Raw genomic sequence first — 17,188 nt, forward strand, 5'->3', positions numbered from 1 at the left:
TCGGTTGGCAAAATGCTCACGTGAAAACGCAGCAATCAGGCAGGAATGTGCTAACATTCCTGCCTGTTCACCGCAACTCACCGCCAATCACATGAAATTTCCTGGTAAACGTAAATCCAAACATTATTTTCCGGTCAACGCTCGCGATCCGTTATTGCAGCAGACACAGCCTGAAAATGAAGTCAGTACCTCTTATGTCGTCGGTATCGATCAGACGCTGGTGGATATCGAAGCCAAAGTGGATGACGCGTTTGTCGAACGCTACGGACTTAGCCTGGGCCATTCGCTGGTCATTGAAGACGACGTTGCCGAGGCGCTGTATCAGGAACTGAGCGACAATAACCTGATCACCCATCAATTTGCCGGTGGCACCATCGGTAACACCCTGCACAACTACTCGGTACTGGCGGACGATCGTTCCGTGCTGCTCGGCGTGATGTGCAGCAACGTCAAAATTGGCAGCTATGCCTATCGCTATCTGTGCAACACCTCCAGCCGTACCGATCTCAACTACCTGCAAGCGGTGGATGGAGCCATTGGCCGCTGCTTTACGCTGATTAGCGAGAGCGGCGAGCGCACCTTTGCCATCAGCCCAGGCCAGATGAACCAGCTACGCCCGGAAAGCATTCCTGAAGAGGTGATCGCAGGGGCTGCCGCGTTGGTACTGACCTCCTATCTGGTGCGTTGCAAACCCGGTGAACCCATGCCGGAAGCCACCATGCAGGCGATAAAGTTTGCCAAAAAGCATGATGTACCGGTGGTGCTGACGCTGGGCACCAAGTACGTCATTGCGGATAATCCGGTGTGGTGGCGTGATTTTCTCAGAGAGCATGTCTCCATTCTGGCGATGAACGAAGATGAGGCGTTGGAACTCACTGGGTTGAGCGATCCGCTGATGGCCTCAGAGATGGCATTGGACTGGGTAGATTTGGTGCTGTGTACCGCTGGGCCAAACGGTCTGTATATGGCAGGTTACACCGAAGAGGCCAACAAGCGTGAAACCCAGCATCCGCTGTTGCCGGGCCATATCGCCGAGTTTAACCGCTTTGAATTCAGCCGTGCGATGCGCCGTGCAAGCTGCGAAAACGCGCTCAAGGTCTATTCGCATATCGCCCCGTATATGGGCGGCCCGGAAAAGATCATGAATACCAACGGTGCGGGCGACGGTGCGCTGTCTGCGCTGCTGCATGATATCGCCGCTAACGGCTATCACCGTAACAACGTGCCAAACTCCAGCAAGCATGTGCGTAGCTACCTGACCTATTCTTCATTGGCGCAGGTCTGCAAATATGCTAACCGCGTTAGCTATCAGGTCCTTAACCAGCACTCTCCACGTTTGACCCGTGGGTTGCCGGAGCGGGAAGACAGCCTGGAAGAGTCTTACTGGGAACGGTAACCAACAACCGGTAAGAGCGCTGTTTTAGCGCTCTTACCGGCTTAATGGCGTCAGATTGGGCAGGCGGCCAGTTTCTCTTCGTCCGACAGCGAATCCAGCTTGAGGATATTCAACATGCTGTTGGCGATCTCGCGTTCACCCATCACCACCTGATCGGCACCCCGGTCGGAAATATACGAAACCTCGTCGTCGTAATGAGCGCGGGCGATAATCTCCAGAGTAGGGCGCTTGGTGCGGGCCGAGGCCACGATCTCACCGGCTTCATAGCCGTTGGGAATGGTCAGCAGCAACCAGCGTGCGCAGTCTAGCCTTGCCAGTTCCATGATCTCAGGATTTGCCGCGTTGCCTAACACCGCTTTGATCCCTTGAGCGCGCAGCGCTTCAACCCGTGGGCGAGAGTTTTCTATCACCACCATCGACACGCCCTCTTCGGTCAGCTTGGCCCCTAACAGGCTGCCAACACGACCATAACCGACTACGACGGCATGATTGCAGATATCGACCGGGATCTGCTTCTCTTCCTCCACCGCTTCTTCCAGGATCTGATCCTCGATGGTTTCCGTCTTGGCCAGATAGCGCTCCAGCAAGGTAAACAGCAGCGGGTTGAGCATGATTGACAGGATCGCCCCGGCCAGCACCAGATTGCGGCCATGCTGATCCATCATGCCTAGCGTGACCCCCAATCCGGCCAGGATAAAGGCGAATTCACCAATCTGTGCCAGGCTGGCGGAAATGGTCAGCGCGGTACGCTTGGAGTGACCGAACATTTTGACCAGCGCGAAGGCCGCCACCGATTTACCAAACAGGATAATCGCCAGCGTTGCCAACACCGCCAGCGGTTGGTTGATCAGGATCATCGGATCGAACAGCATACCGACCGAGACAAAGAACAGCACCGCAAAGGCGTCACGCAGCGGCAGCGTATCGTGCGCTGCGCGGTGGCTCAGTTCCGATTCGTTCAGCACCATACCGGCAAAGAAGGCACCCAGGGCAAATGAGACGTCAAACAGGCCGACAGCGCCGTAGGCAATACCCAGCGCCAGTGCCAACACCGCCAGCGTAAACAGCTCGCGCGAGCCGGTACTGGCGGTTTTTGCCAGGATCCATGGCACCACACGGCGGCCGACGATAATCATCAGCGCGATAAAGGCGATAACCTTGCCAATGGTGATGGCCAACTCGGTGAGCAGCTGTGTGGTGCTGGCGGTATCGCTGTTGAGCATATTGGCAAATGCAGGCAGCAGCACCAGGGCCAACACCATGGCCAAATCTTCGACAATCAGCCAGCCGATGGCGATCTGCCCGCGTTGGCTGTCGATCAGTTGCCGTTCTTCCAGGGCGCGCAGCAGTACCACGGTACTGGCGGTGGACAGACACAGGCCGAACACCAGGCCGGAAACCAAATCCCAGCCCATCAGTTTGGACAACCCCATCCCCAACACCGTCGCGACGGCGATTTGGGCAATGGCCCCAGGGATAGCGATATTTTTTACAGCGAGGAGATCTTTAAGCGAGAAATGGAGACCAACACCGAACATCAGCAGGATCACCCCAATCTCCGCGAGTTCCGGCGCTAACGAGGTATCAGCGACGAAACCGGGGGTAAACGGGCCGGCAAGAACGCCTGCGGCCAGATACCCTACCAACGGGGAGATGCGCAGGCGGTTTGCCAGCATTCCGAAGAGGAAGGCGAGTACTAACCCTCCAACAATAGTGGTGATCAAGGGTGTTGAATTATGCATCCATACTCCTCTGGTTGTGCTCACGGGTGTTACGAAAGGATACATTTAGTTTATTGCATTTGCGCTTTCATTGCTTAGCTAATTTAGGGTTTTGTGTAAAAAACCAGACTATTCGTCTATTTTGGCAGAAGGAAGGGGAATTATGGCGTAATTGACCGGATTAAATGGGGTTTCGGAGTGGATAACCCGGTTTAACTTCTGCGCTAAACCGGGGTTGTATCAGGGTTATTGCTGGTTATGCTCCATATTTGGTAGCAATGCGGTGATAATGCCGATAAGCGGCAGGAATGCACAGATTTGATAAACCAGCTCGATGCTGGTCAAATCGGCGACATAACCAAGAACTGCCGCACCTAACCCGCCCATACCGAAAGCAAAACCGAAGAATAGCCCGGAAACCATCCCCACTTTGCCGGGGATCAGCTCCTGCGCATACACCAGAATGGCCGAGAAGGCCGAGGCCAGAATAACCCCGATGATCACCGTCAAAACCCCGGTCCAGTAGAGAGAAGCATGAGGTAAAGCCAAGGTAAAGGGAGCAGCACCCAGGATGGAGCCCCAAATGACATATTTACGTCCAAACTTATCACCCAAAGGCCCGCCAATGATGGTTCCTGCCGCTACGGCAAACAGGAAGGCAAACAGATGGAATTGGGCATTCTGTACCGAAACGCCGAACTTATGTATGAGATAAAAGGTGTAATAGCTGCTAATGCTCGCCAAGTAGAAGTATTTGGAGAAGATCAGCACCAGCAGGATGCTTAAGGAGAACACCACGGTACGTTTTGGCAGCGGTTTGACCAGAGAAGCGGCTTTTGGCTTGCCTTGAGCTGCCCGATGTTGCTGCTTATACCATTTACTGACCTGCAACAAGACCACAATGGCCAGCAGCGCAGCCAGTGAGAACCAGGCGATATTGCCCTTGCCGTAGGGGGCGATAATCAGCGCGGCCAACAGCGGGCCGAGGGAACTGCCGAAGTTGCCGCCCACCTGGAACAGCGACTGGGCCAAACCGTGCCGTCCACCGGATGCCATGCGCGCGACGCGGGATGACTCAGGATGGAATACGGAGGAACCGGTGCCCACCAAAGCGGCCGCCAGCAGCACCAGAGGGAAAGTGTTGGCCACCGAAAGCAGCAGCAATCCCGACAGGGTGAATCCCATGCCGATGGGTAGCGAATAAGGCTGCGGGTATTTATCGGTGTAATAACCAATCAGCGGTTGTAGCAGCGATGCGGTGAGCTGATAGGTCAGGGTGATCATCCCGATCTGCACAAAGCTGAGGCTAAAATCGGCTTGCAAAATCGGGTAAATCGCCACGATCAGCGATTGCATCATATCGTTGAGCAGGTGGGAAACGCTGATAGCACCGAGAATAGAGAACGCAGTGCCTTTGGCCGCGCTGCGGGTTACCGGTGGAATGTCCGTTTCACTACGGTCAGTCATATTATTATTAGCCTGGTAAGTGAGAGAGGGAGAGCCGACATCTTATAACGTTCATCTTTCGTCCGACAACGGGGTAGCTGATTCTCTCTCGATCATTATGTGCTATTGGTGGCGCCGATAAAATTCGGACCGGCCGTGTCTTTCCGACATAATTTGACGTATGTCGCAAAAATTTGAAATTAGTTGCAGCCGATTCGCGTTACAATTTCGTCCTCATCAAAAAATACCCATTATTAACAATGGAGATCTGCCATGCGCTTTTCGCTTCACACCACCGCATGTGCGTTGGCTGTTTCCCTGACGTTGTTTTCAGGAACGGTCAGTGCCTGGGAAAAGGATAAAACCTACGATATCACCATCCTGCACACCAACGATCACCACGGCCATTTCTGGCAGAACGATCATGGTGAGTACGGCCTGGGGGCGCAAAAGACGCTGGTGGACAGCATCCGTCAGGAAGTGGCGGCGAAAGGCGGTAGCGTGCTGCTGCTGTCCGGTGGTGACATCAATACCGGCGTGCCAGAATCGGATTTACAGGATGCAGAACCCGATTTCCGTGGCATGACGCTGATCGGCTACGACGCGATGGCGATCGGCAACCACGAATTCGACAACCCGCTCAGCGTGTTGCGCCAGCAGGAGAAGTGGGCTTCTTTCCCGCTGTTGTCCGCCAACATTTATCAAAAAAGCACTCAGCAACGTCTGTTCAAGCCTTATGCCCTGTTTGAAAAGCAAGGGGTGAAGATTGCGGTGATCGGCCTGACCACCGATGACACTGCAAAAATCGGCAACCCGGAATACTTTACCGATATCGAATTCCGTGTTCCGGCGCAAGAAGCCAAGCAGGTGGTGGAACAGCTGCGCAAAGATGAAAAGCCGGACGTGATTATCGCCGCTACCCACATGGGCCACTACGACGATGGTAATCATGGCTCCAACGCGCCGGGGGACGTGGAGATGGCACGTAGCCTGCCTGCGGGCTACCTGGATATGATTGTCGGTGGGCATTCGCAAGATCCGGTCTGTATGGCGAGTGAAAACCACAAACAGGTGGATTACGTACCGGGCACGCCTTGCGCGCCAGATCGCCAAAACGGTACCTGGATCGTCCAGGCTCACGAATGGGGTAAATACGTCGGCCGTGCCGACTTCCAGTTCCGCAACGGCGAACTGAAACTGATGCATTATCAGCTGATCCCGATCAACCTGAAGAAAAAGGTAGAGAAAGCCGACGGCACCAGCGAGCGGGTGTATTACACCCAGCAGATCCAGGAAGATCCGTCGATGATGAAGTTACTGACGCCGTTCCAGGACAAGGGCAAGGCTCAGTTGGAAGTGAAGGTGGGCAGCGTCAACGGCAAACTGGAAGGGGATCGCAGTAAAGTCCGCTTCGTGCAGACCAACCTTTCGCGCGTGCTGTTAGCTGCGCAGATGGAGCGCGCCAACGCAGACTTCGCCGTGATGAGCGGTGGTGGCGTGCGTGACTCGATCGAGGCCGGTGATATCACCTATAAACACGTGCTCAAGGTGCAGCCGTTTGGCAACACGCTGGTGTATGTCGATATGAAAGGCAGCGAGGTTGAGCCGTATCTGGCAGCGGTGGCCAATATGAAGGTGGATTCTGGGGCCTATGCGCAATTCGCCAACGTCAGCCTGGTGGCAGACGGCAAAGGCGTTAGCGACGTCAAGATCAAGGGCGAACCTTTACAGGCAGACAAGACCTATCGTATGGCGACGCTGAACTTCAACGCACTTGGCGGCGATGGTTATCCAAAGATTGATACCCTGCCAAGCTACGTCAACACCGGCTTTATTGATGCGGAAGTGCTCAAGCAGTATATCGAAAAGCACTCACCGCTGGATGCTGCGGCGTACGAGCCTAAAGGCGAGATCGTTTACAAGTAAGGTACTAGGCCGTTGCTGAGTTAGGTAACGGCCTACTGTGTTCAGTCCCGTTTGGCGATTTCGGCGAAGGTGCCGGACAGTAAGCGGCAGAGATCGCTAGCCGCCAATTCAATATCCAACCCGCGTTTGCCGCCGGAAACGAAAATGGTGGCAAACTGTTGCGCTGGGCTGTCGATCACCGTGGGCAAGCGTTTCTTTTGCCCGAGTGGGCTGATCCCGCCGACAAGATAACCCGTCACCCGTTGAGCGACTGTCGGATCGGCCATTTCGGCTTTCTTGGCACCTAGCGCTTTCGCCACCTTCTTCAAATCCAACTGGGTCGCTACCGGCGTTACCGCGACGGCCAGGTTTTTCGCGTCACCATTGAGGGCCACCAACAGCGTTTTGTAGACCTGTTCGGCGTTCAACCCCAGCTTTTTTACCACCTCGTCGCCAAAGTTGGTTTCTTCGCTATCGTGGTGATAGGCGTGGAGGGTGAAGGCCACCTTTTGTTTTTCAAGCAGAACCACTGCGGGTGTCATAATTTCTTTTCCAAAACTGTGGGAAGTTGTCATCGGTGGCAACGAAACGATAAAAATGGAGCCGAATGAGCAACCTGTGCCAAGGAGGATGAAAGGCAGTTGCCAATAGGTTCGTCAGGTTGCTACCCTGTCTATTGTAATCGTTAACACGGTTACAATGCGTATAACTAAAATATGAAAAATTCCTCTTTGACTGGCCAATAGCGATATTGGCCACTTTTTTATCGTGCCTGCAGCATGGCCGGTAAATTGTCTTCGCCATACAGATGCAAAGCGCCGACTGCCACCACATAGTTGCCCGGCGGTAACGCTTCCAGCTTTTGCTGCCAGTGGCGATTGCGGCGGTGCATCAAGACGTCGTACAACTCGGCACTGAAGGTGGAGGGTAGCGTTTCCAACGTGGCGTTCGGTTTGGCGTCCAGCCACCAGCTCACCATGGTTTGCAGCAAACGGGCGTTGGTGTGCCAGTGCTCTAACGTATCGTGCAGCAGGGCCATACCGCCTTCTGGCAGTTGTTCCAGCATGCTTAGCTGTTCTTCGGCCCCTTCCAGTTCGATCACTGGCATCTGCTGTACTTTAGCGGCTTGCAATAGCTGATAATCAATTCCGTATTCGGCGCGTAAACCCAGCCGCTGTGCCTGCCGTGCTTGCATCATCAGCGCTACCTGCCAGCCGGGAAGAGCAGAGAAGCTCTCTACATCCGCCCCCAGCTCCTGGCATAGCACCTGCAACCGTTGGAATTCTTCATCGCCAAGACGCTCTTCAAGTTCGAGTTGGGGTTCAGCGTGGCCAAATGGCGAGGAGGAGCCGGTTATATCGGCCTCAACGATCAACGCATCGGCCTGGCGCAGGCGTGCTGACAGCCGAGCAGGCAGGGGCGACATATCGACGGTGCCCATATGAATGCTGCCGACCAAATGTAGTTGGCGATTTCCCGTTAGCTTGATGTCCAAGGCTGGGTAGGTGTAGCTCTGCGGGGAAATAATACCGAGAAAGGTAGCAATGCGGCGTAACAGTTGACCCATACAGCTGGCTCCTGATCCTTTCCACCAGCGTGCAGGATGGCTGCTGGCTTTTCCCCATGCTAAACGCTAAGTGGCTGACAATAAAGCCCGAGAGCAGAGGAATTATCTCAAAAGGCCGGAGCGCGATGGGTTGCGCCCCGGTTAAGGGTTACTGCTTGGGTTTAAAACGCAGCAATCGGTTGGCGTTGCTGACCACGGTAATGGAGGAGAGTGCCATTGCCGCGCCAGCGACCACTGGGCTGAGCAGAGTGCCCGTCAGCGGGTACAGCACACCGGCAGCAATCGGAATGCCAAGTGCGTTGTAGATAAATGCCCCGAGCAGGTTCTGCTTCATATTACGCAGCGTCGCCTTCGACAAGGCCAGCGCGTCCGCCACGCCGTTCAGGCTATGACGCATCAGAGTGATCGCCGCAGTTTCAATGGCGATATCACTGCCGCCGCCCATGGCGATCCCGACATCGGCCTGAGCCAGAGCAGGGGCGTCATTGATGCCGTCACCGACCATCGCTACCCGGTGGCCCTGAACCTGCAACTGCTTGATCGCCTCGGCCTTACCATCGGGTAATACGCCAGCGATCACACGGTCAATACCGGCCTCTTTGGCAATCGCGTTAGCGGTCACCGGGTTATCGCCTGTTAACATCACCAGTTGATAACCTTGCTGATGCAGGCGCTGTAGTGCGCTCACGCTGTCACTGCGTAACGGATCGCGGATGGCGATCAGCGCGGCAGGTTTGCCGTTGGCGGCCAGCAGCACCGGCGTGATACCGCGTTCAGCCTGTTGCTGTATCTGCTGAGTGAGCTCATCGGTCGCGATCTGATTCTCTTGCAACAGCTTGGCGTTACCCAGCAACAGCTGTACGCCCTCAACCTCACCGCTGACGCCGGAGCCGCGTAAAGTACGGAACTGCTCTACCGTAGGCAGTGTCTGCCCTTTAGCCTGTTCGACGATGGCACGGGCCAGCGGGTGGTTAGCCCCTTGTTCCAGCGCTGCGGCCCAACGTAAGGCCTGCTGTTCATCCACTTGGTTAAAGGTGATGATTTCCACCACGCGCGGCTGGCCTTCCGTCAGCGTACCGGTTTTATCGAACACCAGCGTATCGAGATTGCTGGCCTGCTGCAGCGCATCGGCGTCACGCACCAGCACGCCAAACTCCGCGGCTCGGCCAACGCCAGAGATAATTGACATCGGCGTTGCCAGCCCCAAGGCGCAAGGGCAGGCGATGATTAGCACCGTGGTAGCGATCACCAGGGTGTAGACCAACTGCGGTTGTGGGCCAAAGAAATACCAGATGGCGGCGCTGAACAGGGCGATGGCGACCACGGTGGGCACAAATACCGCCGAGATGCGGTCTGCCAGCTTACCGATTTCCGGTTTGCTGCTTTGCGCCTGACGCACCAGCTTGATAATACGTGCCAGCGTGGTTTGGGTGCCAATGGCCGCTGCGCGAAACAGCACGCTGCCGTCGTCTACCACCGTACCAGCATGCACCGTATCGCCGACGCCTTTTTGCTGCGGCAACGCTTCGCCGGTCAGCATGGCTTCATCGATCCATACTTCGCCCTGCACGATCTCGCCGTCAACCGGGATGCGATCGCCAGTCGTCAAACGCAAGGTCATGCCCAATTGCACCTCTGCCAGCGGGATACTTTGCTCCCCCTGTTCTGTGACCAGCCTGGCGGTTGGCGGAGTGAGATCCAGTAGCCGCTCCAGTGCCTGGGAAGAACGCTGCCGCGCGCGCTGCTCCATGGCATGACCAAGGTTGATCAGGCCGATGATCATCGCACTGGCTTCGTAATACAGATGCCGTGCCTCCATCGGGAAGAAGTCTGGCCACAGGTTGACGCTGATGGAGTACAGCCATGCGGCACCGGTCCCCAAGGCGACCAGCGTATCCATAGTGGCGCTGCCGTTCATCAACGATCGCCAGGCATTGCGGTAGAAGTGGCCACCGGCAAACACCATCACCGCCAGGGTAATGATACCAACCATCAGCCACGGCCGCTGGGTTTCTGGCGTCAGCGACATACTGCCGCCAAACACGCCCCAGGCCATCAACGGCACGCCCACCGCCAAGCCTAATGCGGCCTGCCAGCGAAAGCGTTTCATATTAGCCTGTGCGGTTTGCTGTTGGCGTTCACGGCGCTTGGTTTCGTCCTGGATCATCTCGGCGCCATAACCGGCTTTTTCTACCGCCGCGACCAACGCCTGTGGTGTGGCTTTACCGGTGATCAGTGCGCTGCGTTCCGCCAGGTTTACCCGGGCCAACTCAACGCCCGGGACGTTCTGTAACGCAGTCTGGACTTTATTGACGCAGCTGGCACAGGTCATGCCGTTGAGCAACAGTTGGATGCTATCGTCAGTCTCGTTTGCCGGAAGTGAAGAGGGGGCCGCTGCCTGGGTTTCCGGCAAGGTTGGGGCAGATTCAGTCAGCGGCTCAGTTTTTGGGTGGCTATTGGCTCCCGCCTGGCTGGCGTGATAGCCCGCATCCTCGACCGCAGCGATGAGCTGCTCTGGTGTGGCATCGCCATAGACTTTGGCTCCCTCAATAGTCACGTCGGCGGCGATCACGCCCGGCACCGCTTCCAGTGCTTTACGGGTGCTGCCCACGCAATGCATGCAGGAGAGGCCGGAAAGTTGTAACTCGGTGTCTGCCTGATGGGCGATTTCTGCCTGGTAGCCAGCGGCAACGACGCTGTCAATCAGCTCGGCAGCCGGGGCTGCACCGGTGATTTTAGCGTAGTGAACGTTGACGTTGGCCTGTTCGACATCCGCGCGACTTTCCAAGGCTTTTTTCACCTTTTGCGCGCAGTTCATGCAGGAGAGCCCCTGCAACGCCAGCACGGTAGTTTGTGACATGATGGTTTTCCTCGCAAAATAATGGCGGTTGACCGCCTAGGTTCTTTTGATTAAGAATGATCTTAAACCTTCCAGCAAGGGTAAGGTCAATAGAATATTACATTGATAGAAAAGGATTTTTATTAACGCTGTCCACAACGAAGCGACGCTTCGACATAAGCCCCGAATTTTACGGGGTTTTCTTTGGGTATAAAAAAACCAGCCCGAAGGCTGGTTTAAGCGTTTTAGCAATATTTTACTTCATGTTGTTCGCTGACCACATCCCCGTGATTGGTCGGGCAAACAACGCCAGCACAGCGATAAGGCTCACTTCAATGGAGATTGACCAGCAAATGTGACCGATCAGTTCACTCCAGAACTCATACCCATTCAGGTTCCAGAGCCAGCCAGTTTCACCTGAGAGATAGGCCGGATGCCTGAATCCTAGCGCCGGGATAAGGAAACCGTGCATGACCAGCGTGATCACAATACCGTAAGCCGCACCATACCAGAGCCTGATTTTGGGCGTATAAGCCGAAACCAGAATGTAAAGGCCCGCAAAGATGAAGCTGAACATCCAGTGATAAAGCATCACTGCGCCGGGGATCGTTACGCTCTGGTAAACATAATCCATAGAATGGGAGTTAATTCCCAGCCAGCCAAGCCAGGCATCAATGTTTAGGGCGGGCGGCGATGCCTCACCGACGATGCGCGGCGGCATATTGGCCTCAGAGCCTGACTTTACCAGCGAGCTGATCGCACCACCGATGAAAGTTGCCCACAAAAAAATACGTAAATTAACTTTACTGCAAATGTTCATAACTCCACGTCCGTGAAAAGGAAAAATGAGCCCTAATTATATGTTACGAGCATGTTGCTGCGTATTACTGAAAGCATCGAGATATGACAATTTTTCAGGTACAGCCTCGTCAGGCGATATACGGGCTGTATTTGGTGAGCTGTTGCCCAGTGTCTTCGCCCCCCGTTGCCGCAACCCTATTTCCCAGGAGGTTGACGATATTATCAAAACGCGAGGGTCCGGGCGGATGCGGTAAGTTTAAATCCTCTTGCTAGCATGCCCCTATGCGTCCACAGACAGAAGGTCAAAAGGGGGTAATTGGGGAGTAATGGGGTTATAATTTATTGAGTTACTACTGTCGCTTGGGTGCAGTGGGGTACATGGACCTTCCAGCAAAGATAAGGTCAAGGGGGATAAAGTGAATATCAGCGACGTTGCCAAAAAAACCGGTTTGACCAGCAAAGCCATCCGTTTTTATGAAGAGAAAGGATTGGTGACCGCCCCGATCCGTACGGACAACGGCTACCGCAGCTACAGCGCCAGGCATATTGAAGAACTGACGTTATTGCGCCAGGCTCGCCAGGTGGGGTTCAACCTTGACGAGTGCCGTGAACTGGTCGCGTTGTTCAACGATCCGGCGCGGCATAGTGCCGATGTCAAAGCCCGCACGCTGCAGAAAGTCGCCGATATCGAAAAGCACATCAGCGAACTGGGGGAAATGCGCCAACGCCTGCTGGCGCTGGCGGATCAATGCCCTGGCGATGAAGGCGCAGACTGCCCGATCATTAATAATCTGGCAGGCTGCTGCCACCAAGGCTAGCGCGTAATGGCGCGGATCACCAAGGTGGTGCCTTCGACCGCCACCACTTCAACTTCGGTGCCGATTGGCAGATCCTCGTTGGCTTGCGCGCGCCAACTGCTGTCGGCGATATTGATGCGGCCATGGCCGTTATGCATCGCCTCGGTCAGCGTGGCGCGGGTGCCGATCAGTTGACGGTTGCGCTGGTTGAGTACCGGGGAACCGCTGGTTGCCGTTGGCCGCTTGCGCAGCCAGTACCACCATAGATAGGCCACGGCGATGGTCATCACGGCAAACAGCGAGCCTTGCCACTCCCAACTCAACTCCGGCAGCAGCCAGATAATCACCCCGACAATCACCGCAGAAACGCCGCTCCACAGCAGATAGCCGCTGGCACCGAGCATTTCCGCGGCCAACAGCAGCCCGCCTAGCGAGATCCAGAACCATTGAGGGTTTGCTGCGATCTGTTCCAGCATAATTACTTACCTTTGCTGTCTTTCAGCAATTCGGTAATACCGCCGATAGAGCCCAGCAGGCTGCTGGCATCCAGCGGCATCATGATCACTTTGCTGTTATTGGCCGAGCCAATCTTCTGCAATGCGTCGGTGTATTTCTGGGCAACGAAGTAGTTAATCGCCTGGATATTACCGGTGGCGATGGCGTCAGACACCAGTTGGGTAGCCCGTGCTTCTGCTTCGGCGGCACGTTCACGCGCTTCTGCCTGCAAGAACGCTGACTGGCGCTCGCCTTCGGCTTTCAGGATCTGCGATTGCTTATCCCCTTCGGCGCGAAGGATCGCGGCTTGACGTACCCCTTCCGCTTCCAGGATGTCTGCACGTTTGGTTCGTTCGGCCTTCATCTGGGCGTTCATCGCCACAATCAGTTCGGCCGGTGGACGAACGTCACGGATTTCGATACGAGTAATTTTGACGCCCCAAGGGTTGGTGGCCTCATCGACGATATGCAGCAGGCGGGTGTTGATACTATCGCGCTGTGACAGCATTTCGTCGAGCTCCATGGAACCGAGCACGGTACGGAAGTTGGTCATGGTCAGGTTAACGATCGCCTGCTCGAGGTTACTGACCTCATAGGCGGCGCGAGCCGGATCGACCACCTGGATAAAGCAGACGGCATCGATTGCCACGTTGGCATTATCGCGCGAGATAATCTCCTGGGAAGGGATATCCAGCACCTGCTCCATCATATTGATTTTGCGGCCAATACGATCCATAAAAGGCACTACCAGGTTTAAACCCGGCATCAGCGTTTTGGTATAACGGCCGAAGCGCTCTACCGTCCATTGGAAGCCTTGCGGGACAATTTTGATGCTTGAGAAGACAATAATCAGCGCGACAACGATCACGATCGGAATAATGGTAAACATGGCACAACCTCCTGTCAGACATATTGCTAGATATTACGCCAGCGACAGGGGGAATGCCTAATGTATCACCAGGATAAGACTGTTTTTTGCAGAAAACCTCAGGATCTCACGGCGAATACGCCATTTTTATCAGGTTTACCTGACGCCGTCTTAACGCTGCCATGAAGTGATAATGGAGACTTCTTCAGGAGCCGCATCGAATTTGCTCAGCGTCACCGTGTGGCCGTCGGTCAGCAACACGCTGACCGCCATGCCGATCACGCCGGACTGCAGATCGGTCTGCTCGATATGTTGAAGCGCTTTTAGACAAACGAATTGCTGCATCTCGGGCAAATGTTTGAATCTGTCGGTTTGGGATTTTTTCAAGAGGGCTACCCTTTGGCGCTGCCGACGATTTGGCCATCACGCAGCAACACAATCTTGTGTTTCTGCCGGTACCAGATGGCGGTGTAAACACCTTTCTGATAAACCTGCGCATACTGATTTTCTTCGGTCAACGCGGCTGCCGTTTGCTCAATGTAGCCCTGCTTGATATCCGGCGAGATCTTGATGTCTATCCCGGCAATGCGTGCCTGCAGTGTCTTGCTCTTCGCCGATTGCGCGTACTGTTTTGCCGCATTTTCCAACGCCTGCTTTTCTGCCGCAGCGTAAATGGCGGTCTGACGGTTTTGTTCGGCCAGATAGCAGGTATCTTTGGAAACGCCCTGTGCTTCACATTCAGCCATGCGCGACGCCGTAGAAGTGCAGCCAGCCAGCAAGATGGCAATCACCACGGTAGACAGTGTCCTAATTATCATTTTTAGTTCTTCGAGTTAGTCAGGATGGCACCGGAGTGTTCCTGTGTTTATTTATGCATTTTTTTAGAAGCTATTAGCTACTAAATAAAGCGATTTTTAGCCTGGTTTGTTGATTTACCGAACTGACAATACAGAATATTCTTAGACAAGCATCACGTTTTAACCATTCTGTTGACCAATGTCAATTTTTGTCAGCTACTGAGAATGGATCTCAAAAATCATTTACATGTAGCTAATAGCTCCTTAATTTGAGTTAAATTAACTTTGTGTCGGAATTTACGTAGCTGTGGGGGACGGAATTTATGTGCTAAACTGCGGCATGTCTGTAGAGAGTAAGAGGAAATCGCAGGTGGATAATCAAGCAGAGTTTAAAAGCTATCTGGAACGATTAGGCATTGAGCAGCCTGCACTGTGCATACTCTTGGGGGTGCAGCGCAGCACCCTGAATAAATGGGTGAATGGCACGGTAACCGCAATTCCGGCCATCGCCACGACCGCTGTCAAAATGCTGTGGTTTATCAAAGAGTCCGATCCGCAGCTGTTCCAGCGCTGGATGATGATCCAGGACTTTGGCGTGCCAGCAGAGTACGCGACCAATGACAAGGCGTATGAATTCCTGCACGTCCTGAAGCGTGAGCCATCACCGCCGATTAAGAAACTCCGGGCCCAGGTGGCGGCCCAGAAGCGATAAAATCGCGTGTTAAACGGGTAAATCAATACTTTGCAGAAAGCCGGTGATGCGTTCATCGCGTCGTTGGAACAGCGTGACAATTTCTTCCACGGCTTTACCACAGTCGTTACGCCAGGCCAGAGAGAGCGGTGACGGTTGCCGCTGATTGACGACGTCACGGGTGATCAACTGGCCGCTATCCAGATAGGGCTGGCACAGATTTTTCGGCAAGAATCCGACGCCCAGCCCCTGCAGGTGGCATTCGAGTTTACTGCGCAGGTCTGGCACCTTGATCTCTTTTTGGCCGGTCAGCAGCCAAGCAACGCGTTTGGTCAGGTTGCGCGAAGTATCTTCCACGTTGATCGCCGGGTAACTGCGCAGCCGATCTTCATGCAGTGCCGTGTCCTGGCAGGCCGCGAGCGGATGATCTGGCGTGACCACAAAAGCCCAACTGATCCCCCCCAATTTCAAAACGCTGACGTCATTGGCCAGTGATTCAGAGCCGGTGGTGCCAATGGCCAGCTGAAAATCCCCGTGTAACAACGAATCCCATACTCCCATATACACCTGACGCGAGATATGAAACTGCGTGAAGGGATAACGCTGTTGCAGGTAGGCCAACAGCCGGGCGACGCTTAGCGGGTTGTACAGCAGGTTGTTGATCACGATATTGACCTGATGCTCCACGCCGTCGTTGATCTGGCGTAGTTCATCGGGCATGGAGTCGAGCCAGTTGTGCCATTGGCGGCAACGTTCCAGCAGGTATTCACCCGCGGGGGTCAGGTTTACGCTGCGGGTGGTGCGGATAAACAGCTGGGTGCCGATGCTTTCTTCCAACGTTTTGATGCGGTAACTGATGGTGGCAGTGGTCTTGTGCAGTAATTCGGCGGCGCGGGAAAAGCTCTGGCATTCCGCGACTTTGATAAACGATCGAATTGTTTCGTGATCCAGCATAGCGATTCCTTAACCGGTGCGGCCATCGTTCTCCTAGTGTTGCAAAAGAATTTACTTACCTTAGTTGCCTTGGGTTAGTCATAAAGCCGCTTACCGTGATCTCGCTCACATTTTATTGCCCTTCCTCTGCTGAATACCGCTGAAAGTGACAACTCTGTTAACGAACTGTATCGCGGAGGTGTGTTTTTTAATGCCTTGATTATTAATTAAATATTTTCTACTCGGCACAAAAAATGTGCAGTAGATCGTGTTGTGGAAAATTTTTCCAATATTAACTTTTAAATTTCAGGCGACCTGTCTAGAGTGAACCCATTCAGTCATGTTCCTTTTTGAAACGATCCTGGAGAAACTGATGGACCTGATTGCCGTTGAGTTAACGCCTGAAGCCTTTGCACCTTATGGGAATGTATTGCAGATCGAGGGGGCGCCCTTTTTCCATATTAATGGTGGTAAAACAGAAAGATACCATGATCTTGCCAATGTAGAAGTGGCCGATGATCATCGGGTGCTGGTCAGCATCAACCGATCTGAGCCTTGCGATCTGCCGTTGGAGTTCTCCGTGTTGGAGAAACATCCGTTGTCCTCGCAGGCATTTATGCCGATGAAGGGGGAACGCTTCGTAGTGATTGTTGCTGAACCCGGGGAAGGGGACGAAATTCCGTTACATACTTTGCGCGCCTTTATCACTAACGGTAAGCAAGGGGTGAATTATCACCGCAATGTTTGGCACCACCCGCTGTTTGCCTATGGCGCGATCACCGACTTTTTCACGGTCGATCGTGGCGGTGCCGACAACTGTATCGTCAAAGCATTGCCAGAGACTTACCGGGTTGTGCTTGGATAGCGCTGTCCCCAAGCGCATAGGCTGTTTATTATAGCGGGGAAACCTTGAGCTAAATAAAGGAAAGCCT

General features: G+C 54.3%; 16 protein-coding genes. 5 read left to right on the forward strand and 11 right to left on the reverse strand.

Annotation, left to right across the window (positions count from 1 at the left end; all coding sequences use genetic code 11):
• Positions 1-91: 91 nt before the first annotated feature.
• Positions 92-1,396, forward strand: coding sequence for an inosine/guanosine kinase (locus AC6HVW_RS06560; protein WP_059200036.1), 1,305 nt, complete (start codon positions 92-94; stop codon positions 1,394-1,396).
• A gap of 50 nt (positions 1,397-1,446) precedes the next feature.
• Here AC6HVW_RS06560 and ybaL read toward each other — a convergent pair whose 3' ends face one another.
• Both ybaL and AC6HVW_RS06570 read right to left on the reverse strand, forming a co-directional pair.
• A complete protein-coding gene (ybaL, locus tag AC6HVW_RS06565; protein WP_024484415.1) occupies positions 1,447-3,138 on the reverse strand; it encodes a YbaL family putative K(+) efflux transporter in 1,692 nt (563 codons plus the stop codon).
• A 225-nt stretch (positions 3,139-3,363) separates the two neighbouring features.
• A complete protein-coding gene (locus AC6HVW_RS06570) occupies positions 3,364-4,584 on the reverse strand; it encodes an MFS transporter (protein ID WP_071682997.1) in 1,221 nt (406 codons plus the stop codon).
• Between the two features lie 252 nt (positions 4,585-4,836).
• Between AC6HVW_RS06570 and ushA the strand changes: the two genes are divergently transcribed.
• Positions 4,837-6,489, forward strand: a complete 1,653-nt coding sequence (ushA, locus tag AC6HVW_RS06575) for a bifunctional UDP-sugar hydrolase/5'-nucleotidase UshA (RefSeq protein WP_071682996.1) — start codon at positions 4,837-4,839, stop codon at positions 6,487-6,489.
• 41 nt (positions 6,490-6,530) lie between these two features.
• Here ushA and ybaK read toward each other — a convergent pair whose 3' ends face one another.
• The 4 genes from ybaK to AC6HVW_RS06595 all read right to left on the reverse strand — a co-directional run bounded on the left by ybaK (position 6,531) and on the right by AC6HVW_RS06595 (position 11,694).
• The gene (gene ybaK / locus AC6HVW_RS06580; protein WP_021805445.1) at positions 6,531-7,010 is read right to left on the reverse strand and encodes a Cys-tRNA(Pro)/Cys-tRNA(Cys) deacylase YbaK; all 480 of its coding nucleotides are present in this window, start codon (positions 7,008-7,010) and stop codon (positions 6,531-6,533) included.
• A 221-nt stretch (positions 7,011-7,231) separates the two neighbouring features.
• The gene (locus AC6HVW_RS06585; protein WP_071682995.1) at positions 7,232-8,035 is read right to left on the reverse strand and encodes a TraB/GumN family protein; all 804 of its coding nucleotides are present in this window, start codon (positions 8,033-8,035) and stop codon (positions 7,232-7,234) included.
• Between the two features lie 148 nt (positions 8,036-8,183).
• Complete coding sequence (gene copA, locus AC6HVW_RS06590) at positions 8,184-10,895, reverse strand: copper-exporting P-type ATPase CopA (protein WP_186486956.1); 2,712 nt, start codon at positions 10,893-10,895, stop codon at positions 8,184-8,186.
• A gap of 235 nt (positions 10,896-11,130) precedes the next feature.
• On the reverse strand, positions 11,131-11,694 hold the full coding sequence (locus AC6HVW_RS06595) for a YagU family protein (RefSeq protein WP_071682993.1): 564 nt from the start codon (positions 11,692-11,694) through the stop codon (positions 11,131-11,133).
• 397 nt (positions 11,695-12,091) lie between these two features.
• Between AC6HVW_RS06595 and cueR the strand changes: the two genes are divergently transcribed.
• Complete coding sequence (gene cueR / locus AC6HVW_RS06600) at positions 12,092-12,493, forward strand: Cu(I)-responsive transcriptional regulator (RefSeq protein ID WP_021805441.1); 402 nt, start codon at positions 12,092-12,094, stop codon at positions 12,491-12,493.
• Here the strand turns inward: cueR and AC6HVW_RS06605 are convergent.
• The 4 genes from AC6HVW_RS06605 to AC6HVW_RS06620 all read right to left on the reverse strand — a co-directional run bounded on the left by AC6HVW_RS06605 (position 12,490) and on the right by AC6HVW_RS06620 (position 14,653).
• Positions 12,490-12,948, reverse strand: a complete 459-nt coding sequence (locus AC6HVW_RS06605; RefSeq protein WP_071682992.1) for an NfeD family protein — start codon at positions 12,946-12,948, stop codon at positions 12,490-12,492. The genes cueR and AC6HVW_RS06605 overlap by 4 nt on opposite strands.
• Positions 12,949-12,950: 2 nt before the next feature.
• Positions 12,951-13,856 (reverse strand): SPFH domain-containing protein, encoded by a 906-nt coding sequence (locus AC6HVW_RS06610; RefSeq protein WP_024484423.1) that lies wholly within the window; start codon positions 13,854-13,856, stop codon positions 12,951-12,953.
• Positions 13,857-14,006: 150 nt separating this feature from the next.
• Complete coding sequence (locus AC6HVW_RS06615) at positions 14,007-14,222, reverse strand: hypothetical protein (protein ID WP_071682991.1); 216 nt, start codon at positions 14,220-14,222, stop codon at positions 14,007-14,009.
• 5 nt (positions 14,223-14,227) lie between these two features.
• On the reverse strand, positions 14,228-14,653 hold the full coding sequence (locus tag AC6HVW_RS06620; RefSeq protein ID WP_071682990.1) for a hypothetical protein: 426 nt from the start codon (positions 14,651-14,653) through the stop codon (positions 14,228-14,230).
• Between the two features lie 349 nt (positions 14,654-15,002).
• On the opposite strand from AC6HVW_RS06620, the gene AC6HVW_RS06625 reads away from it, so the two are divergent.
• Complete coding sequence (locus AC6HVW_RS06625; RefSeq protein WP_141131453.1) at positions 15,003-15,344, forward strand: hypothetical protein; 342 nt, start codon at positions 15,003-15,005, stop codon at positions 15,342-15,344.
• A 9-nt stretch (positions 15,345-15,353) separates the two neighbouring features.
• Here the strand turns inward: AC6HVW_RS06625 and allS are convergent, their stop codons facing one another.
• Complete coding sequence (gene allS, locus AC6HVW_RS06630) at positions 15,354-16,277, reverse strand: HTH-type transcriptional activator AllS (RefSeq protein WP_071682988.1); 924 nt, start codon at positions 16,275-16,277, stop codon at positions 15,354-15,356.
• A 352-nt stretch (positions 16,278-16,629) separates the two neighbouring features.
• On the opposite strand from allS, the gene AC6HVW_RS06635 reads away from it, so the two are divergent.
• Positions 16,630-17,121, forward strand: a complete 492-nt coding sequence (locus AC6HVW_RS06635; RefSeq protein ID WP_071683064.1) for an ureidoglycolate lyase — start codon at positions 16,630-16,632, stop codon at positions 17,119-17,121.
• The last annotated feature ends 67 nt before the right edge of the window (positions 17,122-17,188 follow it).

It is taken from the genome of Serratia sp. NCCP-200 (assembly GCF_059697885.1).

Coding starts and splice junctions, on each gene's coding strand:
- AC6HVW_RS06595 (WP_071682993.1), bottom strand. CDS start 11,694: ATGAACATTTGCAGTAAAGTTAATTTACGTATTTTTTTGTGGGCAACT.
- AC6HVW_RS06610 (WP_024484423.1), bottom strand. CDS start 13,856: ATGTTTACCATTATTCCGATCGTGATCGTTGTCGCGCTGATTATTGTC.
- ybaL (WP_024484415.1), bottom strand. CDS start 3,138: ATGCATAATTCAACACCCTTGATCACCACTATTGTTGGAGGGTTAGTA.
- AC6HVW_RS06560 (WP_059200036.1), top strand. CDS start 92: ATGAAATTTCCTGGTAAACGTAAATCCAAACATTATTTTCCGGTCAAC.
- AC6HVW_RS06585 (WP_071682995.1), bottom strand. CDS start 8,035: ATGGGTCAACTGTTACGCCGCATTGCTACCTTTCTCGGTATTATTTCC.
- copA (WP_186486956.1), bottom strand. CDS start 10,895: ATGTCACAAACTACCGTGCTGGCGTTGCAGGGGCTCTCCTGCATGAAC.
- AC6HVW_RS06620 (WP_071682990.1), bottom strand. CDS start 14,653: ATGATAATTAGGACACTGTCTACCGTGGTGATTGCCATCTTGCTGGCT.
- AC6HVW_RS06605 (WP_071682992.1), bottom strand. CDS start 12,948: ATGCTGGAACAGATCGCAGCAAACCCTCAATGGTTCTGGATCTCGCTA.
- ushA (WP_071682996.1), top strand. CDS start 4,837: ATGCGCTTTTCGCTTCACACCACCGCATGTGCGTTGGCTGTTTCCCTG.
- ybaK (WP_021805445.1), bottom strand. CDS start 7,010: ATGACACCCGCAGTGGTTCTGCTTGAAAAACAAAAGGTGGCCTTCACC.
- AC6HVW_RS06570 (WP_071682997.1), bottom strand. CDS start 4,584: ATGACTGACCGTAGTGAAACGGACATTCCACCGGTAACCCGCAGCGCG.
- allS (WP_071682988.1), bottom strand. CDS start 16,277: ATGCTGGATCACGAAACAATTCGATCGTTTATCAAAGTCGCGGAATGC.
- AC6HVW_RS06635 (WP_071683064.1), top strand. CDS start 16,630: ATGGACCTGATTGCCGTTGAGTTAACGCCTGAAGCCTTTGCACCTTAT.